Origin of the sequence: Halopenitus malekzadehii, from assembly GCF_900108505.1 — an archaeon.
GTDB classification, from domain to species: domain Archaea; phylum Halobacteriota; class Halobacteria; order Halobacteriales; family Haloferacaceae; genus Halopenitus; species Halopenitus malekzadehii.
On record NZ_FNWU01000001.1, the window covers coordinates 993,291 to 1,008,809 of the forward strand.

The window sequence follows — 15,519 nt, forward strand, 5'->3', positions numbered from 1 at the left end:
GCTATCGCGTTCGGAGGTCGTCTTTGTCCTTGACGACCTGCGTCTCGGCGTTCCCCGAGGAGACCTCGTTGGCCAGGTCGTAGAAGTCGTTTTGCAGGCCGGCCGGGAAGGTCACGACGCCGACCCAGGATCCGTCGTTTTGCCACTCCTCGCGCTCGAGGTCGCCGAATTCGCGTATCTGCGCCTGGCCGGATCCGGCGTAGTCCGGCGGCAGCTGCACGGCGACCGTGATCTCCTCGAACCGGATCGGGATCACGGGTCGCAGCGCTTCCAGGGCGTCGTCGACCTGGTTCTCGACGGGCTCCATCGGATCGATGGTGAACCCGGCCTCCTCGAGGGCGCGGTCGATGCGCTCGGGCGGGTGCGGCGAGTCGTCCATCTGGGGATTGATCGCGTTGCGCGCGATCGTGTTGATGAGCTGTTTGCGCTTGCGCTCCTGCATCTCGCGGCGTTGATCGGCGGTGATCTGGATCTCGCCGCGCTCGACCACCTCGGGGATGATCGCCATCGGGTCGGTCGTTCCGAACACCTCCTCGAGGGCGGACTCGCCCGGGCGATCGCCGCGTGAGGCGTTCTCGAAGACGTCCTCGGCGGCGATCACGTCCTCGAGGTCGCCCTCGAAGTCGCCGCGTTTCATCGCCAGCGCCGCGTCGGGGTCGATCAGCACCTCGAATCGCTCCCCGTGTGATTCGAGCCGAGCCGTGACGGCGTCCTCGAGTGAGATCATACTCGCCGGTTCCTCCCCCGTGGTAAAAAGTCTCCCGCGTCAGAGTCACACGATCCTCCGACGGTCGGTCCCGACGGTATGATCCCCGATCGTCCGCGATCGTCCGTGATGAACGCCATCGACCGTCACGGTACTCGGCAGTTGCCGTGACCGAGCCAAGCTTCATATACTGTGGGCGAACAGTCTCTGGCGTGCTTGAACCGTCGGTTGCCGCGCTGTTGAACGTGTTCGTGGCCACCCAGATCATCTACGGGCTGGTCAACCTCTCGGTGGCCTTGCTGTTATATACCCAGCCGGTCAACCGGGTCGACGAGGCCCTCGCGATCCCGTTCGGCGGTGACGACGCCGACGTTCCCGTTTGGGGGAGCGATGTCGGCGGCTCGGCGACGGCGGATGCGGGGACGACTCGGGCCGATCGGTTTCGACCGATCCACGTTCTCCTGGCGATCCGCAGCGAACGACGGGCGGTCATCGAGGAGACGATCGCCGACGTGTTCGCCCAGGAGTACCCGACCGATGCGATCCACGTCTACGTGGTTTACGAGGCGGACGACGACGTCGTCGGCGGGTACGTCGAAGACCTCGCCGCGGCGGCGGCCGAACGTGGGTGGGACGTCGTCCCGCACGTGGTCGACCGGGAGGGGCTGTCGTATTACCTGCAGGCGAACGCGCGATTGATCGCCGGCGACTTCGTCCCCCGAACCAAGGCCGCGGCGCTGACGTACGCGTTCGCCTCGCTATCGTTCGAGCCGGACGACGTGGTCACCGTCTCCGACGCCGACACGACGCTTCCCGCGGACACGTTTCGGCTCGCGGTCGGCGGACTCGAGGAATACGACATCGTTCAGGCCAAACAGACGGTTCGAAACGTCGCGGACGGCTGGTTGCCGACCCTTGAGGCGATGGGAATCGTTGCCTGGTCGGACGCGATCTACACCCGAACCAGCACGGGACCCTATCAGCTACTCGGAAAGGGCTACTTCATCGGCGTCGCCGACCTGTACGCGCTTGACGCCTGGGATCCGGACGCCATCACCGAGGACATGACCCTCGGCGTCGCGGCCTACCTGTGCGGCTACCGACTCGGGGTCATCGACCGATATGTACAGGACCTCTGTCCGCCCGACTTCCGGGACTGGGTCCGGCAGAAGCGTCGTTGGGTCGGGGGCCCCTACGGCCACCTGTTCCGCACGGAGTTCACGCTGCGGGAACGGGTCCGGTTCTGGACGTTCACCGTGGCCAATCAGGCCATCTCGGTGGCGAACTTCCTCGGGATCCCGGTTGGCGCGGTCGTCGCGTGGTCCGTGCTCGTCGGACCGGGGATCACGCTCCCGACCCCGGTGACCGTCCTCGTCGCGTTCAACCTCCTCTGTTGGATCGAGTTCACGCGCCGGACGTACGCGGCGACGCGGCGCGCGGTTCGCCTCGAGACCCGCCGTCAGAAGGCTCGATTCTACCTGATCTCGAACCCGATCACGCAGGCGATCTACGCGGCGCTGTGGGCAGTCCCGATCGCGAGCGCGGTTTGGGGAACCCTGCGCGGTGCGACCCCCGATTTCGAGGTGACGCCGAAGTGAGGGGGATGATTCGGATCCACCGGGCCGAATCGTGGATGCGGTGGTCGTCGGATTCGAAACCCTTACTCCCGGGCCGTCACACTCATCGGTATGAGCGATTCGCCCGACGAACGGTCCGAGGCGGCTGCGGACGCGGCGGACGCCGCAGACACCGCAACCACGGACACGACGGAGGCTGTCGACGCGACCGACGCGACCGCCGTCGACGTCGAGGACGTCGACCACGTCGCGAGCCTCGCGCGCGTCGACCTCGAGGAGGCGGAGCGGGAGCAGTTCCCCGAACAGTTCGCGGAGATCCTCGAGTACTTCGAGACGCTGGATGAGGTCCCCGAACACGACCGCGAACCGGAGCTCGTGAACGTGATGCGTCCCGACGAGGTCCGTGAGGGGCTCACCCAGTCGGAGGCGCTCCGGAACGCCTCGGAGACCGAGGACGGCTACTTCCGCGGCCCGCGGGTGTCGTAGATGGCGGCCGACCTCAACGCGTTCATCACTGAGGAATCGATCGAGGGTGCCGACGCGGGGCCCCTCGCGGACGCCACCGTCGCGGTCAAGGACAACATCTCGACGGCCGGCGTCGAAACGACCTGCGGGTCCCGGATGCTCGAGGGCTACGTCCCGCCCTACGACGCCACCGTCGTCGAGCGACTCACGGACGCCGGCGCGACGATCGTCGGCAAGGCGAACATGGACGAGTTCGGGATGGGGACGACCACGGAGACGTCACAGTTCGGCCCGACGCGCAATCCGGTCGATCCGGACCGCGTCCCCGGCGGCTCATCGGGCGGCTCGGCGGCCGCGGTCGCCGCCGGCGAGGCCGACCTCGCACTCGGAACCGACACGGGCGGGTCGGTCCGCTGTCCGGCGGCCTTCTGCGGCGTCGTCGGGATCAAACCGACCTACGGGCTCGTCTCGCGATACGGGCTGATCGCGTACGCGAACTCCCTCGAGCAGATCGGCCCGATCGCCGGGACCGTCGAGGACGCGGCGGCGCTGCTTGACGTCATCGCCAGCCCCGACCCGCACGACGCCACGACCCGAGAGGCCGGCGCGGACGCGAACTACGCGGCCGCCGCTGACGGCGACGTCGACGGGATGACGATCGGCGTCGTCCCCGAACTCTTCGAGGGCGCCCACGAGGGCGTCGTCGAAACCGTCCGTGCCGCGATCGACGACCTCGAGGCGCAGGGTGCCGAGACGGTCGAGGTCTCGCTCCCGTCGGTCGAACACGCCGTTCAGGCCTACTACGTCATCGCGACCTCGGAGGCCTCCTCGAACCTCGCGCGCTTCGACGGCGTCCGATACGGCCACTCGGCCGGCCACGACGGCAACTGGAACGAGACGTTCGCCGAGACGCGCTCGGAGGGCTTCGGCGAGGAGGTCAAACGCCGGATTCTGCTGGGTACCTACGCGCTCTCGGCCGGCTACCACGACAAGTACTACAAGAAGGCACAGGACGCCCGCGCGTGGGTCCGATCGGACTTCGACGACGCCTTCGCGGACGTCGACGTGATCGCCTCCCCGACGATGCCCGTGCTCCCCTTCGAGCTGGGCGAGGGGATCGACGATCCGATGACGATGTACCTCGCCGACGCGAACACGACCCCGGTCAACCTGGCGAACCTCCCCGCGATCTCCATCCCCGCCGGCACCGCCGAGGGACTTCCGGTCGGCCTCCAGCTGATCGGCCCCCAATTCGGCGAAGAGACGATCGTCCGGGCCGCAAGCGCCGTCGAGGAGTAGACGGTCGGCGCGCCAGGACGAACTACGTCCCAGACGACGGCGGTATTTGTCGCCCTCCAAATCCGTTCCTGTCCTCACCACCCACCGATGGGTATGTCGGAATCCACCGATCGGGACTTGCCGGAGATCCAGAAGCCGCTGAAGGCGGAGTACGAGGAGAACCCGGACGCGGCGAAGGTGACGCTGTCGGCCACCGGTGCCGAGCAGGCCGAGGAGGGACGCGCCTGCAACGTCGACATCGGCCGGGCGATCTACGAGGCCGAGCTCCACGAGGGCGCCGGCGGCCCGGGCTCGGGGGCCTGCTCGGGCGACCTGCTGCTCGGCGCGCTGGCGGCCTGTTCACAGCTCACCGCGCAGGCGGTCGCGGAGAACTTCGGCATCGACGCGGACGTGAGCGTCGACGTCGAGGGCGACCTCGACCTCCGGGGCACGATGGGCGTCGCCGAGGACGCGCCGGTCGGCTTCGAGGACATCCGCCTCTCGATCGACGTCGATCCGGCCGACGGGGAGTCGATCGATCCCGAGACGGCGGTCACCTTCGAGCGGGCGACCGAGAAGTACTGCGTCGTCTACCAGACGCTCATCGACCCGCCGGAGATCGAGACCGACTGGAACGTTGACTAAAGCAACCACCGACTGGAACGTGAACGAGCCGGGACGGTCGGGCTCTCACTCCCCGTCGTCGCCCACGAGCGGTCGCGAGGAGTTCGCCACCACGAGCAGGCTGCTCGTTCCCATCGCGATCGCGGCGAACAGCGGGTTTAGGACACCGAACGCCGCAAGCGGGATCGCGATCGCGTTGTAACAGAACGCCCAGGCGATGTTCCCCTTGACGCGCCGGCCCGCGGCGCTCGCGAGGTCGAAGGTCGTCGTCACCGACCGGAGGTCGTCGTCCACGATCGCGACGTCGGCGGCGTCGGCCGCCATCGCGGTCCCGCCGCCGAGCGCGATCCCCAGGTCCGCACGCGCCAGCGCCGGCGCGTCGTTGGTCCCGTCGCCGACCATCACCGTCGTCCCGGTCGCCGCGAGCCGCCCGACCGTCTCGGCTTTCCCCTCCGGCGGCACGCCGGCGAACACCCGCGAAACCGCGTCGTGGTCGGCAAAGACCGTCGCCGCCCGCTCGTCGTCCCCGGTGAGGACGACGACGTCAACCCCGCGGTCGTCGAGTTCCGCAACCGTCTCCCGCCAGCCATCCCGGAGGTCATCACCGACCACGATCGTTCCCTCCGCCTCGCCGTCGCGGCCGACCGCGACCGGGACGCGACCTACCGCGCGTGCGTCCGCGATCCGGTCGGCGATCGCGTCCGGAACCGCCCAGCCACGCTCCGCGAAGAGGTCGGGATGGCCCACGAGCACTTCCTCGCCGTCGACCACGCCCGACACGCCGGTTCGGTGGCTTCGGAAGGACTCGACGCGATATGGCTCGGCGGGCTCCTCGATCGAACCCGTCCCGTCGCTCGTTGCGGTCGCGGCCGCCATCCCATCGTCGTCCGGTGCCTCCTCGGCGGCCGATCGCGTGGACGTGACCGACGACCCGCCGTCCGTTGCGGTCACGCCCCGTCCCTCGTCGGCGTCGCCAGCGGTCTCATCCACGACCGCGTTCGCGATCGCGGTGCCGACGGGGTGGGCGGACCGACCCTCGAGGGCGGCGGCGCATTCGAGGAGGTCGGGGTCAAGGTCGTGGTCGACCACCCGCGTCTCGCCGGTCGTCAGCGTGCCGGTCTTGTCGAGGACCACCGTATCGGCCTCGCGGACGCGCTCGAAGACGGTGTCGTCGAAGACGACGATCGACCGCGCGAGCGCGTCGCGGATCCCGGCGGCGACCGCAAGCGGCGTCGCTAGTCCGAGCGCGCATGGACACGAGACGATGAGAACGGTGAGTCCGACCAACAGCGCCTCCGCGGGCGGCGCCCCGACCAGGAGGGTTCCGACGGTCGCCACCGCGGCGATGGCGAGCACGACGGGCACGAAGACCGTCGCGAGCCGGTCGGCGAGCGCCTGGATCCCGTGGTTGGAACTCTGGAGGTCCCAGACGAGCTCGGCGATCCGGTCGAGGCTGCTCGTCGCGCCCTCGCCGACCTGCACGACGAGCGCTCCGTCGGCGAGGACCGACCCGCCGACGACCGTGTCGCCCGGCCGCTTGTCCACGGGCAGCGACTCGCCGGTCACGACCGACTCGTCGACCGCGCCCTCACCATCCACGACCTCGCCGTCGACCGGGACGCGCTCGCCGGCCCGAACGAGCAGGCGATCGCCCGAGCCGAGGTCCTCGATCGCGACGGTCTCGGCGTCGGCGTCGACACCTGGTGGATCCGACGCGTCTGCGTCCGCCGTGGGTTCGCCACCTCCGACCGTGCCGTCGTCTCCGGTTCTGTCCGTGTCGACCAGCCGGCGCGCCTCGTCGACGCGAACGGCGGTCAGATCCGAGAGTCGCTCGGTCGCGCGGCGTTTGATCGACGTCTCGTAGTGGGTGCCGATCGTGACGATCACGATGATCGCGACGGTCACGTCGAAGTAGACGTGTTCCTTCCCGGTCGCGATCGAGAGCACCGAGTAGGCGTACGCGCTCATTGCCGCCAGCGCGACGAGCAGGTCCATATTCGGCGACCGGGTCCGGAGACTCACGTACGCGCCACGGAGGATCGGCTTGCCGGTCACGACCACGACGATCGTCGTGAGGATGCCGATGAAGCCGTAGAAGTACGTGCTCGAGGAGTGCCGGAGTGCATCCGAGAGGAACCGGGCCATCGCGTCGGTGTAGAACAGGCCGTCGAAGTAGGTCGGATAGATGATCGCGACGTACTGCAACATCACCATCATCCCGACGAGCACGCCGACCGCGAGCCGGACCGTCGCGATGGCGTCGGCGCGCCGGCGGCGGAAGGCGTCGTCCCGGTCGTACGCGCTGTAGCCGAGCCCGGAGACGGCCTCCCGTAGGTCGGCCGCCGAGACCGCCTCGGGGTCGTGGTCGATCCGCACCGTCTCGGTCACGTAGCTCGCGCTCGCGTCGCTGACGCCGTCGGTCGCTGCGGCGGCCGACTCGATGAACGCCTCGCAGGTCGCACAGTGCATCCCGTCGACCTCGAGGAACGTGGGCTCGTGGTCGTCGGGCACGGTCGGTTCCCCCTCGGCTCCCTCGGAGTCGTGTACACGCTCCCGGACGTCGGCGGCATCGACGTCGTCGACCGACCCGAGCGTCTCGTGGACGTCCCGGCAGCCGGGACAGCAAAACGGGTTGCCGGCGGCGTCGACGATGTCGGCGGCGGGAAGGTCACAGAGCGTGCAGGTCTGGTCCTCGGTCATGGGATGCGGGCGTGGGTCGGCCGATTCGCCGCGACGTGCTCGGTCGTGACGAGCCGACCGTTCGCGTTGTGTTGGGTTCGATCCGGAGGTGAATGACTGTTGCGTCTGGGAACGGCCTCGATCAGGGAGTCGTGACCCCGGTCAATGGCCGGCGGCCCCGCTCAGGGGGTCGTAGAACGGGAACATCGGGTGGGGAACGTGAATGCCCAGGCTCATCAGCCCGTGGGCGAACAGCACGTATCCCAGCGCCAGGAACACGACGCCGAGCAGGCGGTGCAGTCGTCGGCGGTGGACCGCGTCGACCGCCTCGATGACGGTTCCATAGGCGAAGACGGCCGGGATCGTTCCGACGCCGAGCGCCGCAAGCGCGAGCGCGCCCGATCCCGCGGAGCCACTCGCAAACGCGTAGAGGTACGCCGGGTAGAGGATCGGACACGGCAACAGTCCGTGGAGGCCGCCAAGGACGATGATCCCGGGGCCGTTTGCGAGCCGGTCGACGTGGGTCATCAGTCGTCCCGTGACGCGGTCAAGCCCTGGCAGGTGGATCCCGGCAGCCGCGCTTCCGAGTAGGTATTTGACGCCGATCGCGACCACGAACAGTCCGACGAGGACGCCGACGACGCCCCGAACCAGTCCCGCCGTCGACGTGAGCGTCTCCGCAGTGAGAAAGACGGCGCCGCCGAGCGCGCCCACAAGCGCCCCAATCAGGGTGTAGCTCGTCGCTCGCCCGACGTTGAACAGCGCGTGCTGGCGGACCTCGTAGGTGGTGAGGTGTGAGTCCCGACTCCCCCCAGCTGCGCCGTCGCTGGCTGCATCCGATCCGGGCCCCATCCGGTCGGCGTAGACCGTAACGAGGGGCCCACACATTCCGATACAGTGGGCGCCGCCGAGCAGCCCGACGAGCAGGAACAGCGCGACGTCGACGCCGAACAGCTCCGCGGCGGTCGGCACCATCGGTCACTCCTCGACGATGACGGCGCCGATCATTCCGGCCTGCTCGTGGGGGATACAGACGTAGTCGTACCGACCCGGAACCTCGAAGGTTCGGGTGAACTCATCGCCGTTCTCCAGGGCGCCGCCGCGATCGCTCCACCACGCGTCGCGGGCGGTCGCCTCGTCGTCGTATCCGCCGGTCGCGAAGAACTCCGCGTCCTCGGGAATGGCACCCTCGTAGGCGGTGACGGTGTGGGTCCGCGCGCTCGTGTTCCGCCAGGTCACGGCTTCGCCGACGGCGATCGTGACCTCCTGGGGGCGAAACGTCGTCGCGGTCATTCCGACGTCGTAGTCGGACTCGTCACCGGACCCACCCGCAGCACCGCCCAGACAGCCGGCGATCGGGAGCGTGGCGGCCACCGTCGCCGACCCGGCCAGGCGCGAAAGGAACCGTCTCCGCTGCATATCTCCTCGTCAGCGACCCGCGGGCTTATGTACGGCGGTCCGCTCCCGGGTTCTGAGAATAACAACAGGTAAAAAGCCCGTCCACGACCCGATGGGTATGAAGCCGCGGTTCGCCGGCCGACTCGGGCTCGCGGACGCCGTCACCGTCGCGAACGCGGCGATCGGCTTTCTGGCGGTCGTGGCGGCAACGATCGACGTCGAGCTCGCTGCCCGGCTCGTGCTGTTCGGCGCCATCGCCGACGCGCTCGACGGGATCATCGCCCGGACGCACGGCTCCACGCCGGCCGGAGACCACCTCGACTCGCTGGCCGACGTCGCGACCTTCGGCGTCGCTCCCGCGACGATCGCCGCGATCACGCTGGAGTCGACCGGGATGGCGACGTCGAACCCCGCCTTCCTCGCCGGAATCGCCGTCGGCGCGGCGTACGTCGCGATGGCGGTCACCCGTCTCGGGCTCTACGCCGCCTACGACCTCGAGAGCGACGAGACGAAGGGCGTGCAGACGACCCTCGCCGCGACCCTGATCGCGGCGACCGTCCTGGCGGGCTACACCGATCCGGTCGTGCTGGTCCCCGGGACTGCACTGCTTGCGGTCCTGATGGTCTCGCGGGTGACCTACCCGGACCTCCACGCACAGGACGCGATCGTTATGGGCGTCGTGCAGGCGATCACGATCGTCCTCACCGGCTACTGGGGGCGCGTCTTCGCGTTCGCGCTGCTGTTTCTGGCCGGCAGCTACCTCGTCTTCGGCCCCTGGTTCTACTGGCGCGACGAGTTACATCTCGGGGAGTGACCGGAGCAAAACGGTCCGTCACGTCCGCCAGCGGTCACATCCCCATATCCGCGGCCGCCTCCGGAATCGGGAGGTCGGCGACGGCCACATCCAACCGCTCGGCGACGTGGTCGAGCGCCATATCGAACCCGTAGTAGCGCTCCAGCTCGTCCCCGTCCGCCGCGGTTCGAACCTTCAGCATCGCGTAGCCGTCGACGTTCTGTGCGATCGCCGCGGTCCGTCCCTCGCGGTCGAACGCGAGCACGCGCTCGCCGTCGGTTTCGATGTATGTCGCGGTGACGTCGCCGGCGTCGACGGTAACCGTGGACGAGCCATCGCTCGCGTCGGTTCGGGTCGGATCAGCCATACCTCGCGTTCGGGCCGGGGGCCTTCGAACCCATCGATCGACGCGAGGACGGGAGCCGCTCGTCGGGCGTCGGTGCCGACGTCTACCTCGCTCGCCCGCCACGTTGGGCCTTCGAGTCGAGATAGCTCGTGTAGCCGCCGACGGCGAGGCCGAACCCGACGACCGCGAGCGTGAAGCCGATCCAGCGGGTGAGTCCGACGGTAAACGCCCCGAGCAGGAACCCGAACAGGAACGCGAACACCCCGATCACGACCGCCCCGGCGGCGAGAATCGGCGTCGGCTGGAGCTCGCCGCAGTGGGGACACACGCGGGCATCCGCGTCGATCACCTCCTCACAGCCGAGACAGCGGACCGTCCGTCGATCGGCCACGTCACCACGTTCGACCGGGATATCTTATAAAGGCACGGCTCCGGGTGCCGGACGACTGAAGGGGATCGCCGCCGTTGGTGCCCGTATGAGCGAGCCCGATCCGTGGACGACGATCGACCTGGCCCGCCCGGACCGAACCTCGATCGACGTGAGCGTGGGGGAAAGCGACCTCTCGGTCGGGGCACCCGGCGAATCTCCCGATTACGCGTCGATCGACGTCGAGACGACCGACGACGAGGACCGGATCATCGTGAGCATCGAGACGACCGCGGGCGACCACGGAACCGGGATCGCGAGCGCGGAACTCACCGCCGCGGAGGCGGGGCAACTCGCGGACATCCTGACCGACGTCGTCGCCAAGCAGGAAGATCGGTCGGAGTAAGGAACGCACGGCTCACGGACGAACGACGGGACGGGATGAACGGCGTATGAATGGTGGACGACCGGATTCGCCCGGCGTTCCGACACGGGGAATCCCGGTTGCCTCCTCCACCCCGCGATCCGACGAGCGACGCACGTCCGGCGGTGGGCTGCTCGCTTCCGCGCCTGACCCGGTACCACCGACGAACCACGACGGACCGCTCCTGCGAGCGGACGCCGCGAACCGCTGTCCCCGTCGGACGAGGTTTCCACGTTGGCTCCCGGGGCCCGAGTCGGTCCGACCGGACTCCCCCGGCGTTCGGTCCCCGCTGAAGACTACCTCACGGGTAACGGGCGGGGCCTAACCGCCCGACCTAGTCCGCTCGGTCGTACACCGGTCCGCCTTAAGGGCCTTTCGTTCCACGGGGTCGGTCGTCACCGTCGACGCCGACGACGCCGACGATCTCCGAGGCCGATGATCCCTGACGCCGCGGGCCACCCTTGACCACCAGTCCGACAACCGTCGATCACTCAAGCACCGATCGGGCGTACACGCCGGCGCTGGCGGCGACCCCGATCGCGGCGACGACGACCGCCGACGGATGCCACTCGATCCAGCGATACTCCCGTGGAAAGCTGTACAACACGGTGTCGTCGAGCGCGAACCACCAGAGCACCGCACCGACGAGGACGACGACGCCCAGCGCGACGAGCCCGCCGGCCATCGTGACCGGATCGACGTTCCCGCGCTCGGCCGAGGCGAACGCGACGCCGCCGACGGCGGTAAAGAGGACGATCGCCGTGAGTCCGATCGGGCCGGCGCCGTAGTAGGCGCCGATCAGATCGGCGTACCCGTCGATCAGGAGAAACGGTGCCGCGGCGACGATCACCGTGAGAAAACAGACCAGCGCGCCGACCCGGGGCGCGAGGTGACGGACGTTCATACCGCCGGCTTCGTGCGGGGCAGCTTAAAAAGGGACGATCGACGCGAGCGGCCGAGAGACCCCACTCGGCAGCCGACCTGCAGGCGTCTCACTCGGCGGCGGCCGCGACGGCCTCGCGGACCTCGGGAACGAACGTTTCAAAGTCGGGATTCTCGCCCTCGCGGATCCACCGATAGGTGACGATCCCGTCGTCGTCGATCACGAACACGCTCCGCTGGGCGACCTCGATCCGGTCGTACATGTCTCCGTAGACGACGTCGTATTTCCGGATCACCTCGTGATCCCAGTCGGAGAGCATCGGAACGTCGATGTCCTCGGTCTCCATCCAAACGTTCTGCGCGAACGGGAGATCGACGCTGATGCCGTAGACGTCGGCGTCGAGCGCTTCGAAGTCCGACAGCCTATCGCTGAAGGTACACATCTCCTCGGTACATCCGCCCGTGAACGCCGCGGGGTAGAACGCCAACACGACGGGGCCATCGCCGATCCGGTCCGAGAGCCGAAAGTCGTCCAGATCGTTGTACGCCGCGCCGCCGGCGAGCGGGACCGCGAAATCGGGTGCTTCGTCTCCGACGTCGACCATACGCCCCGTGAGACGGGGACGGCATATATACACCCGTGCTCGGGAGCGCAGGTGGGACCCCACGGGACACCGATACCGGCGACACTCACTCCTCGCGGTCGGTCCAGAAGTCGAACGAGCGGCCGGGCGCGAAGACGTCGAGCCCCACCGCGCGCTCGTCGCCGGTGTTCTCGACGCGATGCGCCTCCCACCCGTCGAGTTTCACCGAGTCGTACCGCTCGAGCGTGACCGTCTCGCCCGAGTCCGACTCCACGGTCAGCTCGCCCTCCAGACAGAGGCACACCTGCTCGTTCTCGTGGTCGTGCATCGGCGAGCTGTGTCCCGGTGGCTTCTCGAACCACTCGACGGAGAACTGGTCGCTTCCTGCCAGGGCCGCCCGCATCCAGCCGTCGTCCGGTTCGTACGTCTCCGCGTCGTCGAATGCGACGTGGTCCATACCCGATGTTGGGACATCGTCGCAAAACGGTTCCGCATTATGTGATCCCGGCGCGTCCTGCGGGATGCGAGAAACGTTTCCGTATTCGACCCGATATCGTTCCGTATGGACCTCGAAATCGCCGATAATTCGGCACTGGTCACGGCATCGAGCCGTGGATTGGGGAACGCCTCGGCGACCGCACTCGTCCGCGAGGGTGTCAACGTCGCGATCAACGGTCGGGATGTGGACGCACTGGAGGAAGCTGCTGCGGAGCTTCGCGAGGAAGCCGCCGGCGACGCCCGTGTGCTCCCGATCCAGGGTGATCTGACCGACGAGAACGACATCGAAACCCTCGTCGAGACCACCGTCGACGAGTTCGGCGGTCTCGACCACCTCGTGACCTCCGCGGGCGGTCCGCCGAGCGGTCCCTTCCTGGAGACCGACGACGAGGACTGGTACGAGGCCTACGACCTGCTCGTGATGAGCGTCGTCCGCCTCGTTCGCGAGGCCGCCGATCCGCTCCAGGCCGACGGCGGCGGCACGATCGTCAACATCACCTCCCGCAGCGTCAAGGAGGCGATCGACTCGCTGGTCCTTTCGAACTCGGTCCGGATGGGCGTCATCGGGCTCGAAAAGACGGTCTCGAAGGAGCTCGCACCCGAAGTCCGTGCCAACGCGGTCCTCCCAAGCGCCCACGAGACGTCCCGGATCGAGGATCTGATCGAACAGGGCGTCGAGCGCGGCGAGTACGAGAGCTACGAGCAGGGGCTCGCGGAGCGCGGCTCCTCGAACCCGCTCGGTCGCATCGGTGACCCGATGGAGCTCGGCAACACCGTCGCGTTCCTCTCCTCGCCGAAGGCCGGCTACATCAACGGCCAGGCGATCCCGATCGACGGCGGTGCCGGCAAATCGAACCTGTAGCGAGCGACGGCATCGACGCACAGCCGACGCGGTGTCTCCGCCGCTCCTCGCTCTGTACGTCGCTTTGGAGGCGCCCGTTTCGAAAAATACGGTGTCGTCTGTAGTTCCGCCGTCGGTGGTGGCCGGTTAGGCCAGATCGTGGATGTTCTCGACGACCGTGTCGGCGAACTCGCTGGTGGAGAGCTTCTCCCCGCCCTCGATCTGTCGATGCAGGTCGTAAGTAACCGTACCGGCGGAGATGGTCTCCTCGACGGCGTCGCGGACGAGGTCGGCCGCGTCGTTCCAGCCGAGGTACTCGAGCATCTCACGGCCCGAGAGGATCATCGCGGTCGGATTGACCTTGTCCTCGCCGGCGTATTTCGGCGCCGACCCGTGGACCGGCTCGGCCAGACAGCGGCCGTGGCCACGGTTGATCCCCGGCGCGATGCCGAGTCCGCCGATCTGGGCGCCGGCGGCATCGGACATATAGTCACCGTTGAGGTTCATCGTCGCGATGACCGAGTATTCGTCCGTCCGAGTGAGGATCTGCTGGAGCATATTGTCGGCGATGCGGTCATTGACGACGACCGTTCCCGCCGGCTGCTCGCCGTCGTATTCGTCCCACAGCTGGTCCTCGGTGATGACGTTCTCGCCGTACTCCTCCTCGGCGACCTCGTAGCCCCAGTCCCGGAAGGCCCCCTCGGTGAACTTCATAATGTTGCCCTTGTGGACGAGGGTGACCGAATCGCGTTCGTTGGCGACCGCGTAGTCGATCGCCTCGCGAATGAGCCGTTTGGAACCGAACTCGGAGATGGGTTTGACGCCGATGCCGACGGGACCGTCGTGGATGACGTCCGGGACGTCCATCTCGTCCTCGAGGTACGTCCGGACCTGCTCGGACTCGTCGGTGCCGGCCTCCCACTCGATGCCCGCGTAGACGTCCTCCGTGTTTTCCCGGAAGGTAACCATGTCCATCTGCCCGGGATCTTTGACCGGCGATGGGACGCCCTCGAGGTGATAGGTCGGACGGACGTTGGCGAAGAGGTCGAGCTTCTTGCGCAGCGCGACGTTGAGACTCCGGAACCCGGCGCCGACCGGCGTCGTGAGCGGGCCCTTGATGGCGACGCGGTGTTCGCGGATCGCGTCGACGGTCTCCTGTGGGAGGTTTTCATCGTACTTTTCGCGGGCGGACTCTCCCGCATACACGCGCATCCAGGCGATCGATCGGTCGGTCGCCTCAGCGGCGGCGTCGAGCACCGTTTGGGCGGCCGGACCGACGTCGGTACCGATCCCGTCGCCGTAGATGATCGGAATGATCGGCGTGTCGGGAACGTTCAGCTCGCCGGTCTCCTCGTCGACGAGCGTGATCCGTGTTCCGTCCTCTGGGGCGGATATATGGTTCGTACTCATAGTCGGCTAAGGCTTACCAAACCGACCTAAAAAAACACCCGCTTTCCCGGCGTAGGCGCCCCGGATCGCCGATTCGGATCGGGTGTCTCTCTCCGATGCACGCCCGCTATCGGTTCGTCCGGTTCCGGAAAGACGTTCACCGATCGGAACCGACAAGCCGACACCGGCACAGGGTCCGAATGATGCAACCGTACGTCCCCTACTCGCTGTTGGCCGTCGCGGCCTACGCGCTCGTCGCCCCCCTGATGCGGATCGCGACGTCCGGGTCGAACGCGATCCCGAGCGACGTCGCCGCGGCGATCTCGAACCTCATCCTCGTCGTCGCCGCGGTCGCCGTCGTCCTGTTCAGCGGACAGGACCTCGCGGGTCATCTCGGGAGCCCGAAGGTCGTCTACGTCCTCGGCGCGGGCTGTTTCCTCGCGGTGGGGATCCTCTCGTACTACCGTGCCCTCGCGCTCGGTCCCGTGAGCGTCGTCACGCCCATCTTCGCGACCTTCCTCGTGTTCAGCTCCGTCATCGGAATCGCCGTGCTCGGCGAGTCGCTGACGCTACAGAAAGCCGTCGGGATCGCCTTCGCCATCGGGGGCGTCTACCTCGTCTCGACGGCCTGAGGCGTCGACGTCGTACTCGGAGCCGCGATATTGCGA

General features: G+C 67.9%; 18 protein-coding genes and 1 other RNA gene. 8 read left to right on the forward strand and 11 right to left on the reverse strand.

The features are described from left to right. Position 1: 1 nt before the first annotated feature. Positions 2–727, reverse strand: coding sequence for a ribosome assembly factor SBDS (locus BLW38_RS04895; RefSeq protein WP_092815059.1), 726 nt, complete (start codon positions 725–727; stop codon positions 2–4). 191 nt (positions 728–918) lie between these two features. On the opposite strand from BLW38_RS04895, the gene BLW38_RS04900 reads away from it, so the two are divergent. The 4 genes from BLW38_RS04900 to BLW38_RS04915 all read left to right on the forward strand — a co-directional run bounded on the left by BLW38_RS04900 (position 919) and on the right by BLW38_RS04915 (position 4,671). Continuing rightward, positions 919–2,304 (forward strand): glycosyltransferase family 2 protein, encoded by a 1,386-nt coding sequence (locus tag BLW38_RS04900; RefSeq protein WP_092815062.1) that lies wholly within the window; start codon positions 919–921, stop codon positions 2,302–2,304. Positions 2,305–2,394: 90 nt separating this feature from the next. Continuing rightward, positions 2,395–2,769 carry an Asp-tRNA(Asn)/Glu-tRNA(Gln) amidotransferase subunit GatC gene (gene gatC / locus BLW38_RS04905; RefSeq protein WP_092815065.1) on the forward strand — a complete coding sequence of 125 codons (375 nt, stop codon included), beginning with the start codon at positions 2,395–2,397 and terminating at the stop codon, positions 2,767–2,769. After that, positions 2,770–4,047 carry an Asp-tRNA(Asn)/Glu-tRNA(Gln) amidotransferase subunit GatA gene (gene gatA, locus BLW38_RS04910; protein WP_092815068.1) on the forward strand — a complete coding sequence of 426 codons (1,278 nt, stop codon included), beginning with the start codon at positions 2,770–2,772 and terminating at the stop codon, positions 4,045–4,047. A gap of 93 nt (positions 4,048–4,140) precedes the next feature. Beyond that, positions 4,141–4,671: an OsmC family protein gene (locus BLW38_RS04915; protein WP_092815072.1), complete on the forward strand. Its 531-nt coding sequence runs from the start codon at positions 4,141–4,143 to the stop codon at positions 4,669–4,671. 45 nt (positions 4,672–4,716) lie between these two features. On the opposite strand, the gene BLW38_RS04920 is transcribed toward BLW38_RS04915, so the two are convergent. From BLW38_RS04920 to BLW38_RS04930, 3 genes are all read right to left on the reverse strand, one after another. Continuing rightward, positions 4,717–7,350, reverse strand: coding sequence for a heavy metal translocating P-type ATPase (locus BLW38_RS04920; protein ID WP_092815075.1), 2,634 nt, complete (start codon positions 7,348–7,350; stop codon positions 4,717–4,719). A gap of 141 nt (positions 7,351–7,491) precedes the next feature. Beyond that, positions 7,492–8,304 carry a sulfite exporter TauE/SafE family protein gene (locus BLW38_RS04925; protein WP_092815078.1) on the reverse strand — a complete coding sequence of 271 codons (813 nt, stop codon included), beginning with the start codon at positions 8,302–8,304 and terminating at the stop codon, positions 7,492–7,494. 3 nt (positions 8,305–8,307) lie between these two features. After that, positions 8,308–8,748, reverse strand: coding sequence for a cupredoxin domain-containing protein (locus BLW38_RS04930; protein WP_092815080.1), 441 nt, complete (start codon positions 8,746–8,748; stop codon positions 8,308–8,310). A gap of 97 nt (positions 8,749–8,845) precedes the next feature. Here BLW38_RS04930 and BLW38_RS04935 point away from each other — a divergent pair, with 97 nt between their 5' ends. Continuing rightward, positions 8,846–9,541, forward strand: a complete 696-nt coding sequence (locus tag BLW38_RS04935) for a protein sorting system archaetidylserine synthase (protein ID WP_092815083.1) — start codon at positions 8,846–8,848, stop codon at positions 9,539–9,541. Between the two features lie 34 nt (positions 9,542–9,575). Here the strand turns inward: BLW38_RS04935 and BLW38_RS04940 are convergent, their stop codons facing one another. Further along, complete coding sequence (locus BLW38_RS04940) at positions 9,576–9,887, reverse strand: DUF7111 family protein (RefSeq protein ID WP_177167425.1); 312 nt, start codon at positions 9,885–9,887, stop codon at positions 9,576–9,578. Positions 9,888–9,969: 82 nt separating this feature from the next. After that, on the reverse strand, positions 9,970–10,257 hold the full coding sequence (locus BLW38_RS04945) for a zinc ribbon domain-containing protein (RefSeq protein WP_092815086.1): 288 nt from the start codon (positions 10,255–10,257) through the stop codon (positions 9,970–9,972). Between the two features lie 85 nt (positions 10,258–10,342). Here BLW38_RS04945 and BLW38_RS04950 point away from each other — a divergent pair, with 85 nt between their 5' ends. Next, positions 10,343–10,639 carry a hypothetical protein gene (locus tag BLW38_RS04950; protein ID WP_092815089.1) on the forward strand — a complete coding sequence of 99 codons (297 nt, stop codon included), beginning with the start codon at positions 10,343–10,345 and terminating at the stop codon, positions 10,637–10,639. A gap of 51 nt (positions 10,640–10,690) precedes the next feature. Here the strand turns inward: BLW38_RS04950 and ffs are convergent. From ffs to BLW38_RS04970, 4 genes are all read right to left on the reverse strand, one after another. Then, an RNA gene (ffs, locus tag BLW38_RS04955) (signal recognition particle sRNA) lies at positions 10,691–11,002 on the reverse strand. A 142-nt stretch (positions 11,003–11,144) separates the two neighbouring features. Then, complete coding sequence (locus BLW38_RS04960; protein WP_092815092.1) at positions 11,145–11,561, reverse strand: DUF7548 family protein; 417 nt, start codon at positions 11,559–11,561, stop codon at positions 11,145–11,147. An 88-nt stretch (positions 11,562–11,649) separates the two neighbouring features. Continuing rightward, a complete protein-coding gene (locus BLW38_RS04965; protein ID WP_092815095.1) occupies positions 11,650–12,144 on the reverse strand; it encodes a redoxin domain-containing protein in 495 nt (164 codons plus the stop codon). Between the two features lie 85 nt (positions 12,145–12,229). Then, positions 12,230–12,580: a cupin domain-containing protein gene (locus BLW38_RS04970; RefSeq protein WP_092815098.1), complete on the reverse strand. Its 351-nt coding sequence runs from the start codon at positions 12,578–12,580 to the stop codon at positions 12,230–12,232. Positions 12,581–12,685: 105 nt separating this feature from the next. Here BLW38_RS04970 and BLW38_RS04975 point away from each other — a divergent pair, with 105 nt between their 5' ends. After that, complete coding sequence (locus BLW38_RS04975; RefSeq protein WP_092815101.1) at positions 12,686–13,483, forward strand: SDR family oxidoreductase; 798 nt, start codon at positions 12,686–12,688, stop codon at positions 13,481–13,483. Positions 13,484–13,609: 126 nt separating this feature from the next. Here the strand turns inward: BLW38_RS04975 and icd are convergent, their stop codons facing one another. Continuing rightward, entirely contained in the window at positions 13,610–14,872 is a 1,263-nt protein-coding gene (gene icd / locus BLW38_RS04980) for an isocitrate dehydrogenase (NADP(+)) (protein ID WP_092815104.1), read from the reverse strand. A gap of 182 nt (positions 14,873–15,054) precedes the next feature. On the opposite strand from icd, the gene BLW38_RS04985 reads away from it, so the two are divergent. Beyond that, the gene (locus BLW38_RS04985; RefSeq protein ID WP_092815683.1) at positions 15,055–15,483 is read left to right on the forward strand and encodes an EamA family transporter; all 429 of its coding nucleotides are present in this window, start codon (positions 15,055–15,057) and stop codon (positions 15,481–15,483) included. Positions 15,484–15,519: the final 36 nt, after the last annotated feature.